Genomic DNA, 20,930 nt, shown 5'->3' with positions numbered 1-20,930 from the left:
ACTATGCGTACTTACTTCAAATTCCTCAGCCGCAACAAACTCTACACCTTCGTCACCGTATTCGGTTTTTCCGTATCCCTGATGTTTGTCATCATATTGGGCATATACGTCCGGAACGAAATGTCCGTGGATCGCTTCCACTCGAAGGCCGACCGCATCTACATGCTCTGTTCGGAGGAGGGTGCCAACTGGTCTAATCTGGCTCCCCCGTATATACAGAGCATCCTGCCCGACATCGAATCATATTGTCGTGTGGCGAACAGAGATGTATACGTCCAAATGCCCTCCGGAGAGAGACTGAAAACGCCCATTCTGTTGGCAGACAGCACCTTTTTCACCCTCTTTGATTTCCGTCTCACGAACGGCATCCCCTCCCAAGTGCTCAACGACCGGAAGTCAGCCGTCATCTCTCGGGATTTTGCCCGCAAGCTCTTCGCCGATAAGGATCCCGTGGGACAATCCGTATTTCTCTACAATTTCCCCTGTACGATCACGGGCGTAATGGAGGGAATCCCGTCCAACAGCCAGTTCAAAAAGGTGGATATTGTGGTCAATTACCATTTTCTGTCCGATTTGAGCGGCGAGAATGCCTTCCGCTGGGGTAATTGCAGTTTTATGGCCTACTATCTGCTCAAAGCCGGAACCGACCTTGAGAGCAAAGCCCGAATCCTCGAAGAAACATTCAAGAAGGAGGCGTTTATGTGGCTCTATCATCAGGGTTTCCACAAAGAAGTCCACTTCGTCTCTCTGCCGGATTGCTACTTCGATAGCAGGGTCGTGGAAGCCAATCTGGAGAATCGCGCCAACAATATGACCAAAGTGAAAGTGCTGACGGGTATCGTCCTGCTCATCCTCGTTATCGCCGTGCTCAATTATGTCAATATGACTGTCGCACAGGCCGGTTTCAGGGGCAAGGAATCCGCCATTCGCCGTCTGCTCGGCGGAAGCCGTTCGGGAGTCATCCGCAAGCTCCTGTTGGAGTCTCTGGTCATGACCCTGCTCACATTCATCACAGGTCTGCTGTTGGCCTTTGCCTTCGAGCCGTTTTTCAACCGCGTGCTGGAGACGACCCTCGACCTCAAACATCAGTTTACTCCCTCCACCGTCATTGCCATAGCCCTCTTCGTCGTGCTGCTATCCTTCCTGTCGGGTATTCTGCCGGCTTGGATCATCTCCCGTTTCAAACCGATAGAAGTGGTCAAAGGCACACTCCGCTACCGCATCAAAAGCACTTACTCCAAGGTGCTGATCATCTTCCAATATACCATTGCCGTCGCTCTGCTGGTATGCAGCTTGTTCATGATCCGTCAGACGCATTACCTCATTCATTCCGACTTGGGATTCCGCACGCGTGGCGTGCTCTGGATGTCCAATACGGCGGATTCCGTTCCGAAGGGAATGCTTCGTGCCGAATTGGAGAAGATCCCCGGCGTGGAGAAAGTATCATATGCATGCGGCAATCCTATCCGGTATGTCAATAATATGTCGTTCACCAAAAACGGAGTGAACGTGAGCACTTGGGAAATGGTGGTGGACTCCGTCTTCTTCGATTTCTTCGAGATCAGTCCGATACCGCTGACGGACGAGCCGGTGGAGACCTTTTTCGACAGGGAAAAGATGCGTGCCGCCCGAATTATTCCCGAATGGGGTAATATGAAGATGTTCAACGCCGTCCAACCCGATCCCGAGACCGGCATATTTACCCAGGGCGATGACGATAACGACGAGGTGAAGTATCGTATGGTGGGACGTATCCCCGACCTGAAATACAAACCCCTCAACATGGAACAGTCTCCCCTGCAGATACGTCCTCTCTATGCCCGCGAACAACCATGGGTAACGCTCGTAAGGGCCTCGGACGAGGCCGACAAATCTGCCGTCCTTGCTGCCGTGAGCGACACTTATAAGCGAGTGACCGGAGCCGAGGACATAGAACCCCTCTGGGCTGAAGACATCATTCTGGACCGGTACAAGTCGCAGACCAATCTGTCGCAGCTCATTTCTGCCTTTGCCCTGCTCACCGTCCTTATTATGGTGATGGGCGTCTTCGCCATGAGCCTCTATATGATCAAGCAGAAAGAGAAAGAGATCGCCCTTAGAAAGGTCAATGGTGCCACGGTGGCTACCATACTGGCCATGCTCAATATCCAGTCGCTCCGCCGTTTCGGTATAGCTCTGCTCATAGCTCTGCCTGTATCGTGGTGGGCCATGGATCGCTGGCTCCAGACATTCGCTTTCCACATCAGGCTGGACTGGTGGGTATTTGTCGTTGCAGCCCTCATCGTCTTGCTGCTATCGCTCGTGAGCACGTCGCTTCAGAGCTGGCGGGCAGCCTGCGCCAACCCCGTGGACTACCTCAAAAACGAATAACAACCTCAAACGATATATAGCACATCATGTTACCTCTCAGACTTGCTGCTCGCCGCCTCTTCCGACAGGGCGAACACAGCATCAGCAAACTCCTGACGCTTACGCTCGGACTTTCCGTCAGCGTGCTCCTGCTCTCTATCGTCATCTATCAGCGAAGCTACGAACGGGATTTCCCCCATCATGATCGCATCTGCATCGTCAAGACGCATGGCACGCGCCAAAGTCAGGAAGGGGATAAGCCGGAAGAACTCGACTTCCCTCAGGTCAGCGGAGGTGTTGCCCCTGCCATTCAGGAGGAAATACCGGGTGTGGAACTGGCTACCCGAACGACTCTGTATGGCACCTCGAAGATGGTACTCGAAGACAACAAAACCTACGAGACCAAGACGCTGCTCGCCGAACCGGCTTTCCTCGACATGTTCGGGGTGGAACTCATCGCCGGCGTCCGGGATAGTGCCTTGCGCGACAATATGACCTGTCTGATCTCCGAAAGTTTGGCCCGGAAGATGGGGGGCGATGTCTTGGGCAAACGGTTGCGACCGGCAGAAAGCAAATCGGGCCGAGCCATCACGATCGGAGGAGTATTCGAGGATCTGCCACACAACAGCAGTATCCAAGCCGATATGCTCCTGCCCATTACGTGGATGCCGGCCGAGAGCCTGAACAACTGGATCGGCAACGACCGCTACATAGCCTACGTTCGCCTGCGTCCCGGCGTGTCGCCCGAGAGCCTTGACGGGGCTCTCCTGGAGATGCAAAAGCGGCATCAGGATATGGAAGTCTTCCGCAAAGCAGGAGTGGAATTGCACTATTCCCTCACGCCCTTCAATCGCTTGCGTCTGGAAGATCCTACCTTGGTCAATATGCTGCAAATACAGCAGATCGTGGCCATAGCAGTGCTGCTTATTTCGCTGCTGAACTACGTGCTCATGACCCTTGCCTCCATGGTCAATCGCCGGCGCGCAGCTGCCATTCGCAAGTGTTACGGAGCTATGCCCGTGCAGATACAGGGCACGATGATCTGGGAGACCTTCCTCTATCTCCTCCTCTCTCTCGTGCTGGCCGTCCTGACCCTTGTACTCTTCCGCAAACCGATGGAGGCTCTGATCGAGACTCCGCTGCTGCATCTGATCTCGTGGCGCGTAGCCGCAGCCTTGGCCGGAGTATTGGCCGTGGCCACTTTCTTCATGGGATGGATCCCCGGCTACTCCCTGTCCCGTACTCCGGTGATGAATATCTTTCGCAAGTCGGTAGTGCACAATCGGCTCTGGAAGCTGGGGCTGCTGGCTGTGGAATTCGTGGCAGCCACTTTCCTCTTCGGCCTTTTGGCTGTCACCGGTCTGCAATACCGGCACATGGTAGGGCAGGATGCCGGGTACAAAGCCTCCGGCCTGTATTATGTCCCCATCGAGTCGCTGGATCAGCAGCAACTCCCCGTCGTGATCGAAAAGCTCAAGGCACTGCCCGAAGTGGAGGGCTATACGCTGACGACCGCCTTGCCGGCTTCTTCCGGCCAGAGTGGAGATAACCTGATCGACCCCGTTACGGATCGTGAACTGATCAATGTGGCCGACCTCTTCTACGTGGACGAACACTATCTGAATGTCTATGGCATCAAGCTGCTCGAAGGGAAAAACTTCGACACCGCCACCGAAAAGGACAGAGAGATCATGCTCAGTAAGAAAGCGGCTGCGGAATTGGCTCGGCTGATGAATTGGAAAGACGGTGTCATCGGCAAGAATATCATCCTGACATCATTCGGGCGAGTGGTGATTCGCGGTGTGTACGACGATCTCATGCTCCGCCGTCAGCACCTGAGCCCTTACCCCGAAAAGCTGCCTTCCGCCATCGTCTATGGGGACGCTTGGCTGCATTATCTGACGATCCGCCTTCGCCATGACAATGCCGAGCTCCTCCATCGCGTGAATGGCATCCTCTCCGAAGCCGATCCCTACAAGGAGACTTCTTTCCTCAGTGTGGAGATGGAGCTTCTCAGTCGCTTCGAGGCGGCCAAGACCTTCCGCAATACAATCCTCTTCGGCAGTGTCGTGGCTATCCTGATCGCTCTGATCGGACTGGTCGGCTATGTGAATACGGAGGTCAATCGCCGCCGCAAGGAGCTGGCCATCCGCAAGATCAACGGAGCCGGAGAGGGCGACATCCTGCGTCTCTTCCTCCGTTCCATTTCCCGACTCAGTGTGCCGAGTGTGCTTGCCGGACTTTTCGTCGCTTATCTCTTCGGCCGGAACTGGCTGGAGAAGTTCAGCTATCGAATCGAACTGAATGGTTGGATTTTCCTCCTTGTGGGTCTACTCGTCCTCCTGATTATTGCATTGGCCGTAGTCATCAACCTCCGGCGCATAGCTCGCCGCAACCCTGTCAATGAACTCCGATACGAATAAATACGGTGGCAATCCGGCAAATGGCGGATTCGTGTCCAAGGCCTTGTCCGGCTTGTCGCTTTTCCTTTCACCAAATAAAAACCAGTAAAAACAATGATCGAAATCAGCAACCTCACCAAGGTTTTCAGAACAGAAGAGATAGAGACGGTAGCCCTCGATGGCGTATCGCTCAAAGTGGACAAAGGCGAATTTATCGCCATCATGGGGCCTTCGGGATGTGGCAAATCCACCCTGCTCAATATCCTCGGCCTTCTCGACAATCCCACCTCCGGCATCTACAAGCTCGACGGGGCAGAAGTGGGCAACCTCCGGGAGAAAGACCGAACTGCCGTCCGCAAGGGCAATATCGGCTTCGTATTCCAGAGCTTCAACCTCATCGAAGAGATGACCGTAAGCGAGAACGTGGAGCTGCCGCTCGTCTATCTGGGCGTGAAGGCCTCCGAGCGGAAAGAGCGAGTGGAGGAGGCACTGCGTAAGATGAGCATCAGCCACCGAGCCGGCCACTTCCCCAATCAGCTCTCCGGAGGACAGCAGCAGCGCGTGGCTATCGCCCGTGCCGTAGTGGCCAATCCGAAGCTCATCCTCGCCGACGAACCTACGGGTAACCTCGACTCCAAAAACGGAGCCGATGTGATGGAACTGCTCAGAGGTCTCAATCGCGAAGGTGCCACCATCGTCATGGTGACGCACTCCGAGCACGATGCACGCAGTGCCGGCCGCATCATCAATCTATTCGACGGTAAGATTCGCTAAGCCTCGGCTCCCTTTCGTCGGTCACGGCTCCCGATGTCTCCGTTCGAATGGATTATAAGATCGCACGAACCCCTCCTGAAGTAAAGCATTGAGGAACCCCTAAGGAATCTCTGTTGGGACCCCTTAGGGGTCTCGGTAGGGACTCCTTAGGGGTGTCGGTGGAGACTCCTTGGGGGTCTTAGTGGAGGCTCCTTAGGGATCTGGAATACCGGTATATCCGACCGTCTCCCCATTCATACAAAGGAGGTGTGCCATGATTATTGACACACCTCCTCTTCTCGTTTATTATCTTTTGATGGATTTATCGTTTTACAAATCGGAATACACCCATTTGGTTATATCTTCCTACATATACACCGGCAGGGAGCCGATCAAGGGCTATACCTCCCTTGCGATAAATGGTTTGCAACATCTTCATACCGCTGATGCTGAAGATCTCGATGATACTGCCTTCGGCCAAGTCCGGTAGGTAGAGGTGATTTTGTTTGATATAGAAGTTCACCGGCATGGGGGTTACTCCTTCTATAGACGTAGGCGTGCCTTTGTAGCTATAGTCGTAGTCTCCCACGTGTTGAATCTCATCTTGGCCCATCGGCATTTGCCACCACTCTTCTTTTTCGATGGCATAGGGGGAAACCTCCCAGGCAAAGTAGTAGGGGGTGAGGGAGTCCTCGAAGTTGAGCGGAAGGAATACCTGATCGTTCTTCAGATCGCTATGGTAGTGGTAGATATACCTAAGCTGAGGTTCATTGCTGGTAGCACCCAGGAAAGTGGTATAAGTCTTGAGGTTGTCTTGCTCGTCGTAGGTGTATTCGGCACGTTGTACCTGAGACGGCTCCGTCGCAAATTGATCGTAGTGTTGGGTAATCACCTTCACCAATTTGTCCTGTTGCCAAATGTAGGTAAGGCGAGCACTGAGATAGATGTCAGCTTCGGGATTGTTGGAGCCAAAAGGTACTGTGTAGAATTCACGCTTTTCCAAGCGACCATTTAGCCAGTGGTAGAAGTCTTTGCTCAGGAGGTCGAATCCTCCGGGGGTATTCCAGCTCGAGAGATAGGTATTCACCTGCTTGATCGTACCATCTTCGTTGTAGGTCCACTCGAGTTTGCCACCCAAAGAGAAGCTGCCATCGAAGTTGTTGTAGTTCAGGCGCTTGATCAGTTGGTCATTCTCGTTGTAGGTGTATTCCAGGTAGTATGTGTGTTTCCATACGTTGTTCAGCTTCTGGTAGCCATCTTCCCGAACACAGTTGCCCTGCCCGTCGTACTTATAGAGGCGGTAGTGCTCGAAGTCACCCGTTTGATCTTTTTGCCATACGTACATGGAGTCGAGTCGGCCTTGTTCGGTGTAGAAATACTTGTTGGTGTCCCAGCCGGCGAAAGTGCGTTCGGAGAGTTCGAACTTTTGGGGTGCTTGTCCGAAGCAAACGATGCCGGAGAGCAAGAAAAAGAGAACGGAGAGAATAGTCTTGCGATTCATAATTATTAAGTGTTTAATGTGATTTATTGAGTGCCTGATTATCAATCATAGTTTTGAGTGCATTCTTTATCTTTGAGTATAATCTCCGAAATGCAATCATTTGAAAATTAGCAACTTGTATTTTCTCGAGATTTTTGATGCGGTTGCCCTGGTCTGTGCACATTCTTCCCTGAGAAATAGAGGCATAAATAGAAAATGAGGAGGCTGTGCCCAAAAGGAATTTTGACACAGCCCCCCTACACAGTTTCTATTCCGTTTAGTCCGGCTTATTATAAGACGCTATGAGCGATCCCAGTTTGTCGATCAGCGTATCCAATGGAATGTCGGCGCGTTCGCTCATCATTCTAATCGTGGCAACAGGAAGGATTACCTTGGCCATCGGAGAACGAAGTAGCGTGAACTTGGAGCTGATAGTCGGCAAATCATCTATCAGCCGGGGATAACGCTGCAAGAGATTCTTCAGCTTCGTGTCCGGCCGAATACCATCTGCTTCGGCAGTATCGGATTCGCTTTCTTTTGACTCTTGTGCCGGACTTTGCTCTTCGTCCCAAGTAAGCAGTGTGCGCGAGCCTTCGAGGCTACGGATTCGTGTGCAGTCCTGCATCATTTCCATCACACCGCGGAAACGCCCGTCGGCGTCTCTGATGGCCACATAGACAATGTAGATGAAGACTCCGGGCTTATTGATCCAGAATTCTGCGCGATCCTGTTCGCCACGTCGGAACTTATCGATTATCTCCTCTACGATATGAACGCTCTTGGGCGGATGGCAGTTACGTACTTCTCGGCCGATCACGCCCTTGCTTCTGGGGAATACTCTGTGCTTTGTGTCCGTATAGAAACAAACCAGCTCGTTTTCGTCCACGAACGAAATATCCACAGGGAGATGACGGAAAAGCAGATTGATCTGCTCCAAAGTCAGCTTTCCTTCGGCTACATCCAGTATCGCTTTGTCGTCCTGTCCGCCCGCTCCCATACCGTGTTTGGCAAGTAAGGCCTCCAATTCTGCCATAAATGATTGGCCGTGGGCTTCTTTTGATTGCTTGGCCGGTGCATCTAATTCCGGCATGTCGATAAGGAAGAAGCCTATTTCCCGATCGCCATGTTTCATTGTTTCGAACTCTTTGTCGGAAATGAGCTTCAGAGAGGTTGGATAAAGGATAAGCTCTTCTTTTTCCATCAGGTCACGCAGAACGATAGCCATCTTTTTGTATGCTGCAGGGAAGGAGTCGTAGTCTTTTTCGCGCAGTAGGCTCATGGCTTTGTTCATCTCGTCGCGGATATGATCGTCATAAGTCCACATCGTAGTGGAGGGGCGGTCGAATCCTTTCTGCTCCAGTGTTGAATAGAGTTGGTTTTGTTTGCGAGCAAAGTGTAGCTTATATCCCATAAGCGTCTCCATCAGTTCTATCCATGGATTGGGGATAAAAGTGCGCTCCAGTAGGGCATCCGCCTGATCGAGTAGTTCTTTGGCCTTATCGTTTTCGCGCAGATAGGCATCGATGGGGTGTCCGAAAGGTAAGTCGGGACGAATGGGATTTATCAGGCCTTCGAACAGCTGTAGCATTGTCCGTACGTCTTCGTTTTGGCATTCGTCCTGATCACGTTCTTTGAAGAGTTGCTCTGCTGCGGCAAACTCTTCGGGCGAGATGGAACCCACTTCTTTTTTCATACGCTTCTTGGCCTCTTCAAGTGTCAGATGACCTTCGCGATGAGCCTCTTTGATGTCGAGCATACGCTCCAACTTACTTTTGTCGAGGCTGTCAAAAGTTTCATTTGTTTTTATGACCTGCATGTTTTTTGAGCAATTAGTGATGAATAACAACCTCCTCGCAGCTTATCAAAAGCTTATTGTGGAGGCATATCCACTTTCGTAAATATAACAATCTCAGAATATATATTTGTTCTGGTTTTTCATCGAGGAAAAAAGTGCATATGCTCATTACGCCTCAAGCAGGATACGAGCCTGAAATGCTCCGATTGTGGTTTGTGTTTTGTGAAAAACAGGCGCGAGATTTTTTTCGTTTTGGTTTCACTTTTTTTCTTTTCCCACGCCAAAAGCAAAAAGTTCACGTGCCACACTTTTAGGTGTCATAAACCCGAAAATTTAGGCGTGTGAACCCAATCGGATAGGGATGATACATCCTATGGCTGAATCGGAAGTGAATATGGTGCAAAAAAAGAGGGACAGTGCACGAATTTGGCACTGTCCCTCGAAAAGAGAAGATTAAGATTCCTTCTCTATCGGGTTATTAAGCCTCGAAAGAAGGAAATTTAATTAGAGTTCCCAGATTTCTTTGTCATCGGGGATATGAATGCTTGAATTCAACGGTGCGATGCGTGAAATGTTGAGAAGGTGCTTGTAGGTGAAGTTCTCAGAGATAGAGTTGTTACCCCATGATCCGCATCCGAGCGTATTGGTTACGGCAAGACCGTTTTGGATGTGACCACCTGCTGTAGTGGCACTCGGAGCATTTACTACGATACGAGATACCGTCAGCTCCGATCCTGCGAGGATGATGTGTGCCTGATTGTTGGAGTGGATAGCGCAGGTGTGGCCGTTACCTTCGTTGGCGAGGTTCGTACGTGCGATTTCTACACCTTCTTCGAAGTGCTTGTAGCTGAGAGCACACATTACGGGACACATCTTTTCCTTACAGATAACGTCTTCTGCTCCTACACCGCGAGCTTCAACGACGAGAATACGGGTACCCTCGGGGATATTGATGTTTGCTTTCTTGGCAATGAAGGCAACGCTCTGACCTACTACATCTTTCGCGATGGATCCATTTTCGAAGATAGCCGTACGAACTCGATCTCCTTCGGCTTCGTCACAGAAATATGCACCGTGGTTGCGGAATGCGGTGAAAACAGCTTCCTTGTCCGCTTCGTTGTAGATGATGCTCTGTTCGCCTGAGCAGATGATACCGTTGTCGAAAGCACGACCGGTGATGATTTTTTCTGCAGCAACTTCGAAATCGATGTTGCTATCCACGATCACCTGGACGTTACCGGCTCCAACGCCGAAAGAAGGCTTTCCTGAAGAATATGCGGACTTTACCATGCCCATACCACCCGTAGCAACTACTACGTCTACGGCACCCATGAGTTCCTGCGTCTTCTCGATGCTGGGTTCTTCGATGATCTGAACCATGCCTTCCGGTACGTTGAACGGAGCGATAGCTTCTTTGATCAGACGAACTGCGTGTGCAGAGCATTTTTTAGATCTGGGGTGGGGAGCAATAATGATGGCATTGCAAGTTTTGAGAGCAAAGATGATGTTACTCATCGGGGTAACGATCGGGTTGGTCGTCGGCGTTACGGCTCCTACAACTCCGATAGGCTTTGCGATTTCGATCATTCCGGTACGCTCGTCTATATTGAGGATACCAACCGATTTTTTATTGTGGAGGTTGTACCAAACACCTTTGGACTTGCCTTGATTCTTGGCTACTTTGTGTTCGTAAACGCCCATACCGGTTTCGTCTACTGCTTCGCGAGCCAGAATAGCTGCATTTTCATAGATAACTTTTGCTGCAGCTCGGCAAATATTGTCAACTGCTTCTTGGTTATGAGTAGCTTGATACTCCTTCTGAGCCTTGCGGGCAAGGCTCACCATTTCTTTGATTTCCATTGGAAAAATTTTTATTGATGTGGTTTTTGATTAGTCTTCTGTAGCCCTTGGCCAAGAATATAATAGCCGTATATCTTTTGGCTTCAGGCAGATTTTGGGGTGATAGCAGACCTGTATCGGCCGGTCTTGCTATCACCCTCGATTTGCGGCTTTTTCTCGGTTTTTGTCTTTATTCGAAAAAAGAACCTTTATGTGTTTAGTAGAGTCTTCTGTAGATACCTTCGATCTCGTCTACAGTAAGCTCTACATAGTTGTTGGCGAGCAATCTTTGCTGTGTCTGAAGCACTGATTCGGCAAAGCCTCTTACCTCTTCATCCTTCATGCCGTATTCGCGCAAAGGTTTCTTGGAAAGAAGGCATCCGAGAAGTTCGTCCAACTTCGGATACACGTATTCGGGCTGGCAGTTCAATATCTTGGAGAGCTTCCAGTTGAGTTCGACTATATGGCCGAAAGGATTCTTCTTTTGGTATACTTTGAATACTTCCGTGAAGAACTGATAGTTAGCTTCTCCATGCGGTACGTGATAGTTGCCTCCCAACGGGTAGGATAGTGCGTGGACGGCTCCTACTCCTGCATTTCCGAAGGCTACACCAGCATAGTTGCTGGCCATGATCATTTCTCCCAGCTTTTCGAAGCGGTATTCAGGGCCGTGTTCGGCGATTTTCTTGAATACTTCCAAGATAATATCCCAAGCAGCCTCACTGAAAAGGCGTGAATATGGACCGGCTTTAGGAGATACATATGACTCGATGGCATGGATAAGAGCATCGATTGCACTGCATGCATAGAAGTGGAAAGGCAAGCTCTTCAGTAGTTCAGGTATGATAATGGCATGGTCTGCAACAATGGCATCGTCTGCCAATCCCATTTTGGTGTGACGGCTTTTGATTTCTGCGATAGAAATGTTCGTCACCTCGCTACCTGTTCCGCATGTCGTGGGTACAATGATCAGTTCTTTCTCTTTGATAAGAGGTATTTTGCGGTCGAATGCATCGAGTACATCATTTAATCCTTTCAGAACGAAAAGTTTAGAGATGTCAATAACCGTACCCCCTCCGATACCGATTACACGGTCGAACTGGATATCACGGATGTCTGCCAAGATGTTGTTCATCATTTCGTCAGAAGGCTCGCCTTGCCCGTATTTCTCCTGCATAACGAAATGGCAGGGGAGCTGGCATGCCTTCATATACGGTTCATAGATGAACTCGTTGGTAATTACCAAGTCGCGTTCTCCAAGGTTGAATTCCTTGGCAAATTCTGCAAAAGTGTCAAAGTGATGTGTTACACTCTTGAGTTTGAAAAGTTGCATAATAGTATTATTGAGTTTTTGTAATAATCCTAAGCTTTTTCCTCTCGTCTTATCCGAAACGTTTGTGGAAATGTTCCATCAGCTCTTCCCTGAAGTCCGGATGAGCCACGGAGATAAGAGCTTCTGCTCGCTGGCGCAAACTCCGTCCTTTGAGTTGTGCTATACCGTATTCGGTTACAACATAATCGACTTCATTACGGAGAGTGGTTACCGCAGCACCCTCAGTAATCAGTGGTACAATTCGAGAAGCGGTACCGTTTTTGGCCGTTGAGGGAATTGCCATGATGCTTTTCCCGTTTTTAGACCATGCTGCTCCACGAACATAGTCTACTTGACCTCCCGTTCCGCTGAATTGCTTGCTTCCTATGCATTCGGACACGACTTGTCCCATAAGATCGATTTCAATACAGCTATTGATACTAACCATATTGTCGTTTTGGGCAATTACTCGGGGGTCGTTGACGTAATCTACGGGATAAAGTTCTACGTCGGGATTCTTGTCGATGAAATGATACACATCTTCACTTCCCATTAAGAAGGTTGCGACCATCTTTCCGGGGTGGAGTGTCTTTTTCTTCCCTGTGATTACTCCACTGCGTACCAATTCGACAACACCGTCCGAGAACATCTCGGTATGGATTCCCAGATCTTTTTTGTCCTTGAGGAATAACAGAGCTGCATCAGGAATCGCGCCGATACCGAGTTGGAGTGTAGCACCATCTTCAATGAGCTTGGCGCAATTACGTCCGATAGCTTCTTCCACTTCTCCGATTTTCGGCTTTGCAAGAGGATAGATAGGGTAGTCTGCCATCACGATGTAATCCAACTTCGATATGTGAATCAAGTTGTCGCCGTGTACGTATGGCATTTGGCGATTGATTTCCCCAATAACTAAATGAGCGCTTTCTGCTGCCGGTTTGGTATAATCGCAGGATACTCCGAAGCTGCAGTAACCATTCTCGTCAGGCATGGAAAGCTGAACGATGGCGACATCTATGTGGAGGATGTCTTTGCGAATCATCGATGGCACTTCATAAAAGAATGCCGGAATGAAGTCGGCTCGGTTTTCCTCTACTGCCTTACGAGAGTTGCCACCCACAAAATTGGTTATGTGGCGGAAATGAGGTGCCATTTCAGGTGCCATGTATTTCCCTTCGCCGAGACAAAGCATATGATAAATCTCGACATTCCGGAAATGGTCGGCTTGTTGTACCAGTGCATTTACACAACTCTGAGGAACTCCGGCAGCATGTGACAAAGCTACCCGTTCTCCATTTTTAATATGTTTAACGGCTTCTTCGGCCGAAACAATTCGGGAGGCATATTCCGCCAATACGTCTTTCATAAAAGCTATTTGGGTTTTCTCAAAATATTCTTGGCTTGTTCCAGCAAATCATCGCTGACACTATTTTCGAGAATGACAACGATGTTGTCATCCTTGAAGTATTCGCGTATCATGGCTTGAACGATTTTTTCTACTGTCTCATTTGCTGCCGGACAGAATCGGCATGCTCCGGAAAACCGTATGAAAACGGTATTGTCCTTGATTTGAGATAAAGATAAGTCGCCCCCGTGACTGCGCAGTAGCGGACTGATCCGCTCGCGCAGTACGAGTTCGACTATTTCTTCTGTCATTGTATCCGGTTTCACGGCTGCGTTATAATCCGTCTTCTAAATACATCAAACAGATAAGTGAACGAGAGCCGATTACTTGTCGAGTGATTCGTCGATATGAGCAATTGCTCGTGCAAGTTTTTTCTTGCCCTCGAGGTCTCCCTGACGAGCGATCATAATCCTCTGAGCCTGAGGTGATCCGGCTCCGTGCATAGACTCGGTTCGATAACCGACGGCAGCTGTTCCCAACGTGATATTCTCAATCAAACGCAGAACACGCATGCGGTTTTCTGTCGATTTGCCCGTTGCACCTGCAAGATATTTCTTTACGATCGGGCCTATTTCCGGATGGCGGAAGTCTTGTTCGGAAGGCATGGTTACCATCAAACCTCCTGCAATATCCTCTGCCAGACGAGCTATTTCGTAAGGAAGACGGGTGATATTTTGCTTACAAACATTGGCTAGCAACAAATCGATCATATAGTTGCCGGCTTTCATTTGAGTTCCTTCTGAAGAGCATGCGATACCGCAAGCATACAGGGTTTCATTCAGGTGGATCATCTCAATGAGTTTATCCTTAATGTGAGATGCCTTGGGTACTCCGTTGTAGTCAGCTGCAAGAGCGGCTGCACCGATAAGTACGTCACCAACACCTACTTTACATCCTCCATAAGACTGACGGTGGTATCCTGCGAAACGTTCTACCATCATACCTGCAAACTGGTATTCTTTGCACATGAATACGCGGTCGTTGGGTACGAATACGCGGTCGAATACAACAAGAGCTTCGTGACCACCGAATTCAGGGTTACCGAGGTCGATGTCGGCTCCTTCTTCCATTTTACGAGTGTCACATGACTGGCGACCGTAGATCATGATAACGCCTTCTGCATCACTGGGAACGGCAAAAGAAACGGCATAATCAGCATCAGCTTCACGCATAGCAATCGTCGGCATAATGAGGTGCTCGTGCGAATTGACTGCTCCGGTCTGGTGTGCTTTTGCACCCGAAACGACGATCCCATCTTCACGAACTTCAACAATGTGCAGATAAAGATCCGGATCGGCTTGTTCCGAGGGCGATAGACCGCGATCCCCTTTGGGGTCTGTCATGGCTCCGTCTACAACCAAGTCGTTGTCTTGTACATATTTCATGTACTCGATGAAACGCTTGTGATAAGTGGTGCCAAGAGCTTGGTCCATTTCATAAGTAGTAGAATAGATGGCATTGAAAGCATCCATTCCTACGCAGCGCTGGAAGCATGACGCTGTCTTTTGCCCCAAGAGACGCTGCATTTTCACTTTGTTTTTCAGATCCTCTGTGTTCTGATGTAGATGGCAGAAACGATTCACCTGCTTACCAGTCAAGTTTGAAGTTGCTGTCATTAAATGCTTGTATTCGTCCATCTCAGCAAGCTTATAAGTCATAGCTACTGAATTCATTGAGGGACGAATCATGGGGTGATCTACAGGATTATCGATCTTTTCACCCATGAAATAGACCTTCAGATTAAGTTTCCGAAGACTTTCTACGTACTGTTCGCTAGTCATCATAGTTTCTTTGCTCTTTAAGTGATAAAACTTTCGCTTTATTTCTGTTTTAGTCGATTCTAATGCGTTTCAGGCTCCTCGAGGAAAAGTTTTGGATTCCTTGTATAGCCATGAGCTTGGGTTCTTTTGGTGGTTTACAGGTGATAGAGCGGTTAAAAGAGGATACGTCCGGTGCTTGAATAGACTTTGATATGCCGAAAAAACACGAAAAAAGTCGAAAAGAATCAATATCCTTCGACAATTCACGTGAATACAACAATCAAATGTAACACAGACCCTTCTTTATCTCTAATCCCTGAGATCCAAAGAGAACGCTTGCAATGGCAGGTCTTCTGACTTATTCAAGGTTTTGCTGCCTTCCCATACGATCTTGTATAGTGGCTTTCCCATCGCAAAACCCTTATATCTGAACTTACAGCTGAGGGCACAGCTCCAGATTTTCACTGGATTCCCTTTTCATCCTAGACCAGAAAGACCGGCCTAGAAAACCATTGACACGGCAAAGATATTCATTATATCTATACTTGTGCGGAAAATTGAAGAAAAAAATATGGATTTCATGGAGGGTCTCTTTCATGCACACCGTAAGGGTCTGTTTTTCTTCCTGTTTTAGGCCAAGTTACAGGTTGGGAAGAGATTATTTGTGGAATGGAACCTGTTCGGAAAGAAGGGGGTAATGCTTAGAGCTTGACCTTCACTGTGAACTACGAGTATGTTTGCTTTCTTTCCTTGTATGCTGCTGCTTGTGTTTTGATTTGGACGGAGTAAAAGTGGGGGCGTTTTGGGGTTTTCTTGTCGTTGAATGTTCTTGGTTAGCCTTTTCCTAATCTCAAAAATCAATCTCTACATTATGCGCTCATGGCAATACGAACCGAAAATGCTCCAATTCCGGTCTGTGTTTCCTGCAATAGTGGCGCGAGATTTTTTTCGTTCCGGCGCGTAAAATTTTTACTTCCCGCGCCGTAGTGAAAAAGTTTACGCGCCACGTTTTTCAGAGCGAGGAAATAGAAATTTGTATGAAAAGCGCGTGAAAATGCTTAATGTGAATTTTTTCAGTCACTTGTGAATACAAGACTGGAGATACGCGATCGTCATGAAAAATGCCGACAATAATAAGGTTGGAAAAGTCCTCTATAAGGTATTTCAGCGTGAATTTGACATTGAGATAACGATGAATATTGTCTCCCCCGTAAGCACTTGACACAGGAATGTGCAAAATGTGCAATCTAATATTCAGTTTTGTAATGGGCGACAAATTTTCTCTTTTGGAATAGGACTTACTCTACTACACACCGGGCATTATATATTAGATAGCACAAACAACCGAAAGCACTATGCTGTTTCATTCTTAAAAGGATATACCGATGAAGATAGTGATAGCAGACAGCTATGCAGCCCTACCCGGAGATTTGGATTGGAGCGGTATCGAAGAAATGGGCGAATGCGTGTTTTACGAATACACCCGTCCGGAGGATTTGGCTCTGCGTGCTGCCGATGCTGAAATACTGCTGACCAACAAGACACCTGTAACTGCGACCGACATGGAAAGGATGCCCCACCTACGTTGCATCGGACTGATGATTACAGGCCTTAATCTTATAGATATGGATGCTGCTCGCCGGCGTGGTATCACCATAACGAACATCCCTCGCTATAGCACAGAATCAGTAGCCCAGATGGCAATCTCGCATCTGCTGCACATAGCCATGCCGATCGGAGGACTATCCCGACAGGTGAAAGATGGTTGCTGGCAGAACGATTACGAGCAAATTGCTCGCGATACTTATCAGATAGAACTGAACGGGCTGACGATGGCTATCGTGGGACTTGGGGCAATAGGTACGCGTGTAGCGGAAATGGCACATGGATTCGGCATGAAGATATTGGTACATACGTCCAAATCCCCAATGGAGTTACCCTCTTATATAGAAAAGGCCGATAGTATGGAGGAGCTTTTCTCGCGGGCTGATGTGCTGAGTCTGCATTGCCCACTCACAGAGCAAACCCAAAAGATAGTATCGGCTGATCGGCTCGCACTGATGAAGCCGACAGCTATCCTGCTGAATATGTCCCGAGGAGGTCTGATCGATGAAGAAGCATTAGCCTCTGTCCTAAATGAAGGACGGCTCTATGCTGCAGGATTGGATGTCCTTGCGGAAGAACCTCCGCGTATGGATCACCCTTTGCTCAAGGCACGTAATTGTCACATCACGCCACATATGGGTTGGAATACGGATGCAGCGCGATTGCGCCTTTCTCGGACAATCATGGAGAATCTTAGGGCTTTCATTTCCGGTCATCCTGTCAATGTCGTTTAAGAGTTAGCAGGATCCATCAATGCGATTACTTTCCGAACAATACCTTTCGAAAAATTTGCTTCCGGCTGATTTATCCTCGATAAATCTATGAATCGGGTCTTTCCCGTTTGTTTATATTTGTATCTTATTATCTCCTCACAGCATAATCGTTCCGATACAGTACTCAAAGAACTCGGAACAGACAATCAAAAAACCTGAATGAACGAAAGATATAAGGCAGAACTGCGAGAGCTGGAAGAAAGCGGGAATCTCAGGCAGCTCCGGAACGTGACACACGATGGCAGCTACCTCATTGAGAATGAAAGACGAATGCTCAACCTCTCCTCGAATGATTATCTCGGACTGACTGCCCGGGAAGATCTGATAGATGAGTTTTATGCCTCTATCTCCGGAGAGGAGCGACTTCCGGGTAGCTGTTCCTCCCGTCTGCTCACGGGCAATAGTACGATATACGACAGATTGGAGAGGATGATAGCAGAACGATTCGGACGCGAGTCTTCTTTGATATTCAACAGTGGCTACCACCTTAACACAGGTGTTCTACCTGCCATTGTGGACGGACGCACCTTGATCGTAGCAGACAGATTGGTTCATGCCAGTATCATAGACGGCATCCGACTCTGTGGAACTCCTTTCGAGCGATTTCGGCACAATGATTTGGAGCATTTGGAGCGGATCCTCCACAAGAACAAGAATCTATACAGCCGGATCATCGTAGCAGTGGAAAGCATTTACAGCATGGACGGTGATTTGGCCGACCTTCCTTCCTTGGTTCGTCTCAAAGAGCTCTACCCGACTGTCGAATTATACGTGGACGAAGCTCATGCCATAGGAGTAAGGGGGAAGACCGGTTTAGGCCTGGCAGAAGAGACTGCCGCCATCGAGAAAATAGACTATCTGGTGGGTACTTTCGGAAAAGCTTTAGCTTCGATGGGTGCCTATATAGTGTGTGACCATGCCGTACGAGAATACCTGATCAATCGAAGTCGTTCGCTTATATTCTCCACAGCTTTACCACCTGCTACGATAGCATGGACTGAACTGGTATTCCGTCGGCTACCTGAATTTGTGATGGAGAGAAAGCGGCTGGAGGAATCTGCTACGCTTTTGCGTAATGCTATCAAGGCAAAAGGCATAGAAATGCCATCATCGAGCCATATCATTCCCTATATGGTAGGCGAAAATACTCCTTGCATTGCATTAGCCGAACATCTTCAGGACAATGGTTTCTTCGTTCTCCCGATACGACATCCGACCGTACCGCTCCATACGGCTCGCCTGCGCTTCTCACTGACGGCAGCACTCGACACAGCAAGTATTCATAAACTGATTGATATTCTTCCCTGATGAATATGAAAAGATTTCCGCTCTATGGCATAGCAGGGCGCAAAGGATGGGCATATTGGGTGCTCCTGTTCTATGGTTTGCTATTTGTGGCTTCACTCATAGCGTCCTATATCCGCAACGAAGAACCCGTGATACCTGCATTTGCTTTTTACATTCCTGCATTCCTCCTGTGGGCTTGTATGCCGGTGGCAGTAGTCATTGATGAAGAAAACGGGCGACTGCGTTGGATAGTCGGCTTTGGACGAATACTCACCGGAGGAAGACCTCTGACGGAGTATGTCCGAGCCGAATGCGATGACACCCACACACGAAAAGTAAAACTACTCACCAAGAAAACTCATACTTTTGTCGAGCTTTACCAGCCGGAGGCTTTCTGTGAGGAAATGAACAAGGCCATCGAAAACAATAGACAAGACTGAAAAATGACAAACCGGAAAAAATTCTACGTGCGAGGGTTCTCCGAAAAGCGAGGAGCCAGATTTTGGATCTCGATATTTTACATCGTTGTAACGGTCATTACACTTATCCTGTGGATTTTCTCTCTTGCCAGCCTGTCTGTTTATTACTTGGGTACATACTTCTTATTATACTCGATCTTTATGGGGTTGCAGCCGGAAGCCTACCTTATCGATGAAGAGACGAAAACACTGCGCAAGGTTATTGCATATGGATTCTACACGACAAAAGGGCGACCTCTATCGGATTACTTGAGTGCCGAACTCGGCCGAAACAGTAAGTACAATGTAGAGCTCAAGACTAATACAGGGGTTTCATTCATTGCATTCCAAGAGGCTGATGCTTTTTGCTCCGCTCTCAATACGGCCATTGCTGCTAACGGAAGCAAGTAACTTTCCCCTTCTTCCTCTGAAAGGATATAAAAAAGCCGTGTCCTCAGGTGTGACACGGCTTTTTTATGAGTTGAAGTTTGAAAGGGGAATTGTGAATTATTTTCCTTCGTGACGCTCTGTCAGTTCTTTGTACTTATCGTTCATCTTCAAGTTGTAGTACACATTACGCAGTACATACCATGATTCGTCCGGATTGATCGAATAAGCCTTTTCAAGCAAGGGCAATGCCTTCTGCAAGTATTCCTTGGCCTTGGCTTCTGTCTCGGCATTTACCTGATCGGCACCCTTCAAATCGGCAGCTCGATTGTAATACACGCGACCCAAATCGTAGCATACGGAAGCATTGTTCGGATCGAGAGCCAAACCTTTCTTCAGCCACTCCTCGGCTTTGTCATAGTCTTGCGTATTCTCATACAACTTGGCCATCACGTCATAAAGCTGTACGTTCTGAGGATCATCTGCGATAGCTCTTTCCAATGAAGAAATAGCCTCTGCCGTACGACCCGTTTCGATGTATTTGTTGATGAGGTTAAGCAGATAATACGCTTCCTTCGGGAACTTCTGTACACCTTCTTCGAGCATGCGGATATAACCCTCTGTATCTTTTTTGTCCTGATATACTGTGGCGATCAGCTGGTATACATCATTCTGACGATAGGGAACATCCTTGATCTTATTGCAGATTTCGAGCGTTTTGTCCAAGTCGTTGGCCTGATAGGCACAGATAGCCGAAAAGAATCCTACCATCATAGAGTTGGAATCCTGTGCAGAGATTTCAGGAACAGCGGCAAACATGGGCAGTTCCTTGATTTGCATGAACTGATCGAAAGCTTCAAGAGCTTTCTTAAAGTCTTTCTTCTCCATGTAATAACCACCGGCATTGATATAGTAGAGATGATTCCCTTTGAGAGATTCCATGATCTTCTTGGTGAACTTGGGCTTTACCTTACCTTTTTCGTCCGGTGTATTGTCCAGCTGATCGGCTTTCAAGTAAAACGGCAAAACGCGCAGCAAAGCATCGTTCATTGCAGCACGATCCGGCTCCTGATTGACAGTTTGCTTGAGATTCTCTGATGTAAAGAGTCTCTCTTCCACCTGACCGGCCACAAACCAAGTCTTGGCATCGTTCATCGTTTCGGGGTTCTTCATAGCTTCACCGATCAGCGTACGAGCTTCGGCAAAGTTCGGTTTGGAACCACCGGAAAGGCTTTCTGCTCCTTTCACATTGGCTTTCTGGGCAAAGGAAACCGGCATAACTGCTGCAAACAGGACAGCTGCCAATAAACTTTTCTTGTTCATAC

Annotated in this window: 17 protein-coding genes, 1 pseudogene and 1 riboswitch; of the genes and pseudogenes, 8 read left to right on the top strand and 10 right to left on the bottom strand. The window is 48.5% G+C overall.

Annotation, left to right across the window (positions count from 1 at the left end):
- Positions 1-3: 3 nt before the first annotated feature.
- The 3 genes from HQ49_RS04070 (at position 4) to HQ49_RS04060 (ending at position 5,525) form a co-directional block, all read left to right on the top strand.
- On the top strand, positions 4-2,370 hold the full coding sequence (locus HQ49_RS04070; protein ID WP_039418591.1) for an ABC transporter permease: 2,367 nt from the start codon (positions 4-6) through the stop codon (positions 2,368-2,370).
- 26 nt (positions 2,371-2,396) lie between these two features.
- Positions 2,397-4,772 carry an ABC transporter permease gene (locus HQ49_RS04065; RefSeq protein ID WP_039418590.1) on the top strand — a complete coding sequence of 792 codons (2,376 nt, stop codon included), beginning with the start codon at positions 2,397-2,399 and terminating at the stop codon, positions 4,770-4,772.
- A 93-nt stretch (positions 4,773-4,865) separates the two neighbouring features.
- Positions 4,866-5,525, top strand: coding sequence for an ABC transporter ATP-binding protein (locus HQ49_RS04060; RefSeq protein WP_004585231.1), 660 nt, complete (start codon positions 4,866-4,868; stop codon positions 5,523-5,525).
- Positions 5,526-5,826: 301 nt separating this feature from the next.
- On the opposite strand, the gene HQ49_RS04055 is transcribed toward HQ49_RS04060, so the two are convergent.
- The 9 genes and pseudogenes from HQ49_RS04055 to HQ49_RS12070 form a co-directional block, all read right to left on the bottom strand.
- On the bottom strand, positions 5,827-7,005 hold the full coding sequence (locus HQ49_RS04055) for a hypothetical protein (RefSeq protein WP_018965559.1): 1,179 nt from the start codon (positions 7,003-7,005) through the stop codon (positions 5,827-5,829).
- 256 nt (positions 7,006-7,261) lie between these two features.
- On the bottom strand, positions 7,262-8,800 hold the full coding sequence (locus HQ49_RS04050) for a PAS domain-containing protein (RefSeq protein ID WP_039418589.1): 1,539 nt from the start codon (positions 8,798-8,800) through the stop codon (positions 7,262-7,264).
- A gap of 119 nt (positions 8,801-8,919) precedes the next feature.
- Positions 8,920-9,078 carry a DUF1661 domain-containing protein gene (locus HQ49_RS11235; RefSeq protein WP_234231716.1) on the bottom strand — a complete coding sequence of 53 codons (159 nt, stop codon included), beginning with the start codon at positions 9,076-9,078 and terminating at the stop codon, positions 8,920-8,922.
- Between the two features lie 205 nt (positions 9,079-9,283).
- A complete protein-coding gene (locus tag HQ49_RS04045; protein ID WP_039418587.1) occupies positions 9,284-10,639 on the bottom strand; it encodes an aldehyde dehydrogenase family protein in 1,356 nt (451 codons plus the stop codon).
- A 196-nt stretch (positions 10,640-10,835) separates the two neighbouring features.
- Positions 10,836-11,951 carry a 4-hydroxybutyrate dehydrogenase gene (locus HQ49_RS04040; protein WP_018965553.1) on the bottom strand — a complete coding sequence of 372 codons (1,116 nt, stop codon included), beginning with the start codon at positions 11,949-11,951 and terminating at the stop codon, positions 10,836-10,838.
- A gap of 49 nt (positions 11,952-12,000) precedes the next feature.
- Positions 12,001-13,296, bottom strand: coding sequence for an acetyl-CoA hydrolase/transferase family protein (locus HQ49_RS04035; RefSeq protein ID WP_039418586.1), 1,296 nt, complete (start codon positions 13,294-13,296; stop codon positions 12,001-12,003).
- Positions 13,297-13,301: 5 nt separating this feature from the next.
- A complete protein-coding gene (locus HQ49_RS04030; protein ID WP_039418585.1) occupies positions 13,302-13,586 on the bottom strand; it encodes a NifU family protein in 285 nt (94 codons plus the stop codon).
- A gap of 72 nt (positions 13,587-13,658) precedes the next feature.
- Positions 13,659-15,119, bottom strand: a complete 1,461-nt coding sequence (locus HQ49_RS04025) for a 4-hydroxyphenylacetate 3-hydroxylase family protein (protein ID WP_039418584.1) — start codon at positions 15,117-15,119, stop codon at positions 13,659-13,661.
- A gap of 302 nt (positions 15,120-15,421) precedes the next feature.
- Positions 15,422-15,624, bottom strand: a riboswitch (cobalamin riboswitch).
- A 348-nt stretch (positions 15,625-15,972) separates the two neighbouring features.
- Positions 15,973-16,065 (bottom strand): annotated as a pseudogene (locus HQ49_RS12070) (DUF1661 domain-containing protein); the annotation flags it as partial.
- A gap of 16 nt (positions 16,066-16,081) precedes the next feature.
- Between HQ49_RS12070 and HQ49_RS12610 the strand changes: the two are divergent.
- The 5 genes from HQ49_RS12610 to HQ49_RS04005 all read left to right on the top strand — a co-directional run bounded on the left by HQ49_RS12610 (position 16,082) and on the right by HQ49_RS04005 (position 19,629).
- Complete coding sequence (locus HQ49_RS12610; protein ID WP_394331897.1) at positions 16,082-16,147, top strand: hypothetical protein; 66 nt, start codon at positions 16,082-16,084, stop codon at positions 16,145-16,147.
- Between the two features lie 333 nt (positions 16,148-16,480).
- A complete protein-coding gene (locus tag HQ49_RS04020) occupies positions 16,481-17,434 on the top strand; it encodes a D-2-hydroxyacid dehydrogenase (RefSeq protein ID WP_039418583.1) in 954 nt (317 codons plus the stop codon).
- 198 nt (positions 17,435-17,632) lie between these two features.
- Complete coding sequence (locus HQ49_RS04015; protein WP_039418582.1) at positions 17,633-18,781, top strand: 8-amino-7-oxononanoate synthase; 1,149 nt, start codon at positions 17,633-17,635, stop codon at positions 18,779-18,781.
- Positions 18,782-18,786: 5 nt separating this feature from the next.
- The gene (locus HQ49_RS04010; RefSeq protein WP_235290057.1) at positions 18,787-19,200 is read left to right on the top strand and encodes a hypothetical protein; all 414 of its coding nucleotides are present in this window, start codon (positions 18,787-18,789) and stop codon (positions 19,198-19,200) included.
- A 3-nt stretch (positions 19,201-19,203) separates the two neighbouring features.
- Entirely contained in the window at positions 19,204-19,629 is a 426-nt protein-coding gene (locus tag HQ49_RS04005; RefSeq protein WP_039418578.1) for a hypothetical protein, read from the top strand.
- A gap of 96 nt (positions 19,630-19,725) precedes the next feature.
- Here the strand turns inward: HQ49_RS04005 and HQ49_RS04000 are convergent, their stop codons facing one another.
- On the bottom strand, positions 19,726-20,928 hold the full coding sequence (locus HQ49_RS04000) for a tetratricopeptide repeat protein (RefSeq protein WP_018965545.1): 1,203 nt from the start codon (positions 20,926-20,928) through the stop codon (positions 19,726-19,728).
- Positions 20,929-20,930: the final 2 nt, after the last annotated feature.

Origin of the sequence: Porphyromonas gulae, from assembly GCF_000765945.1 — a bacterium.
Taxonomy (GTDB): Bacteria; Bacteroidota; Bacteroidia; order Bacteroidales; family Porphyromonadaceae; genus Porphyromonas; species Porphyromonas gulae.
This window is presented reverse-complemented; position numbering and strand designations above follow the sequence as displayed.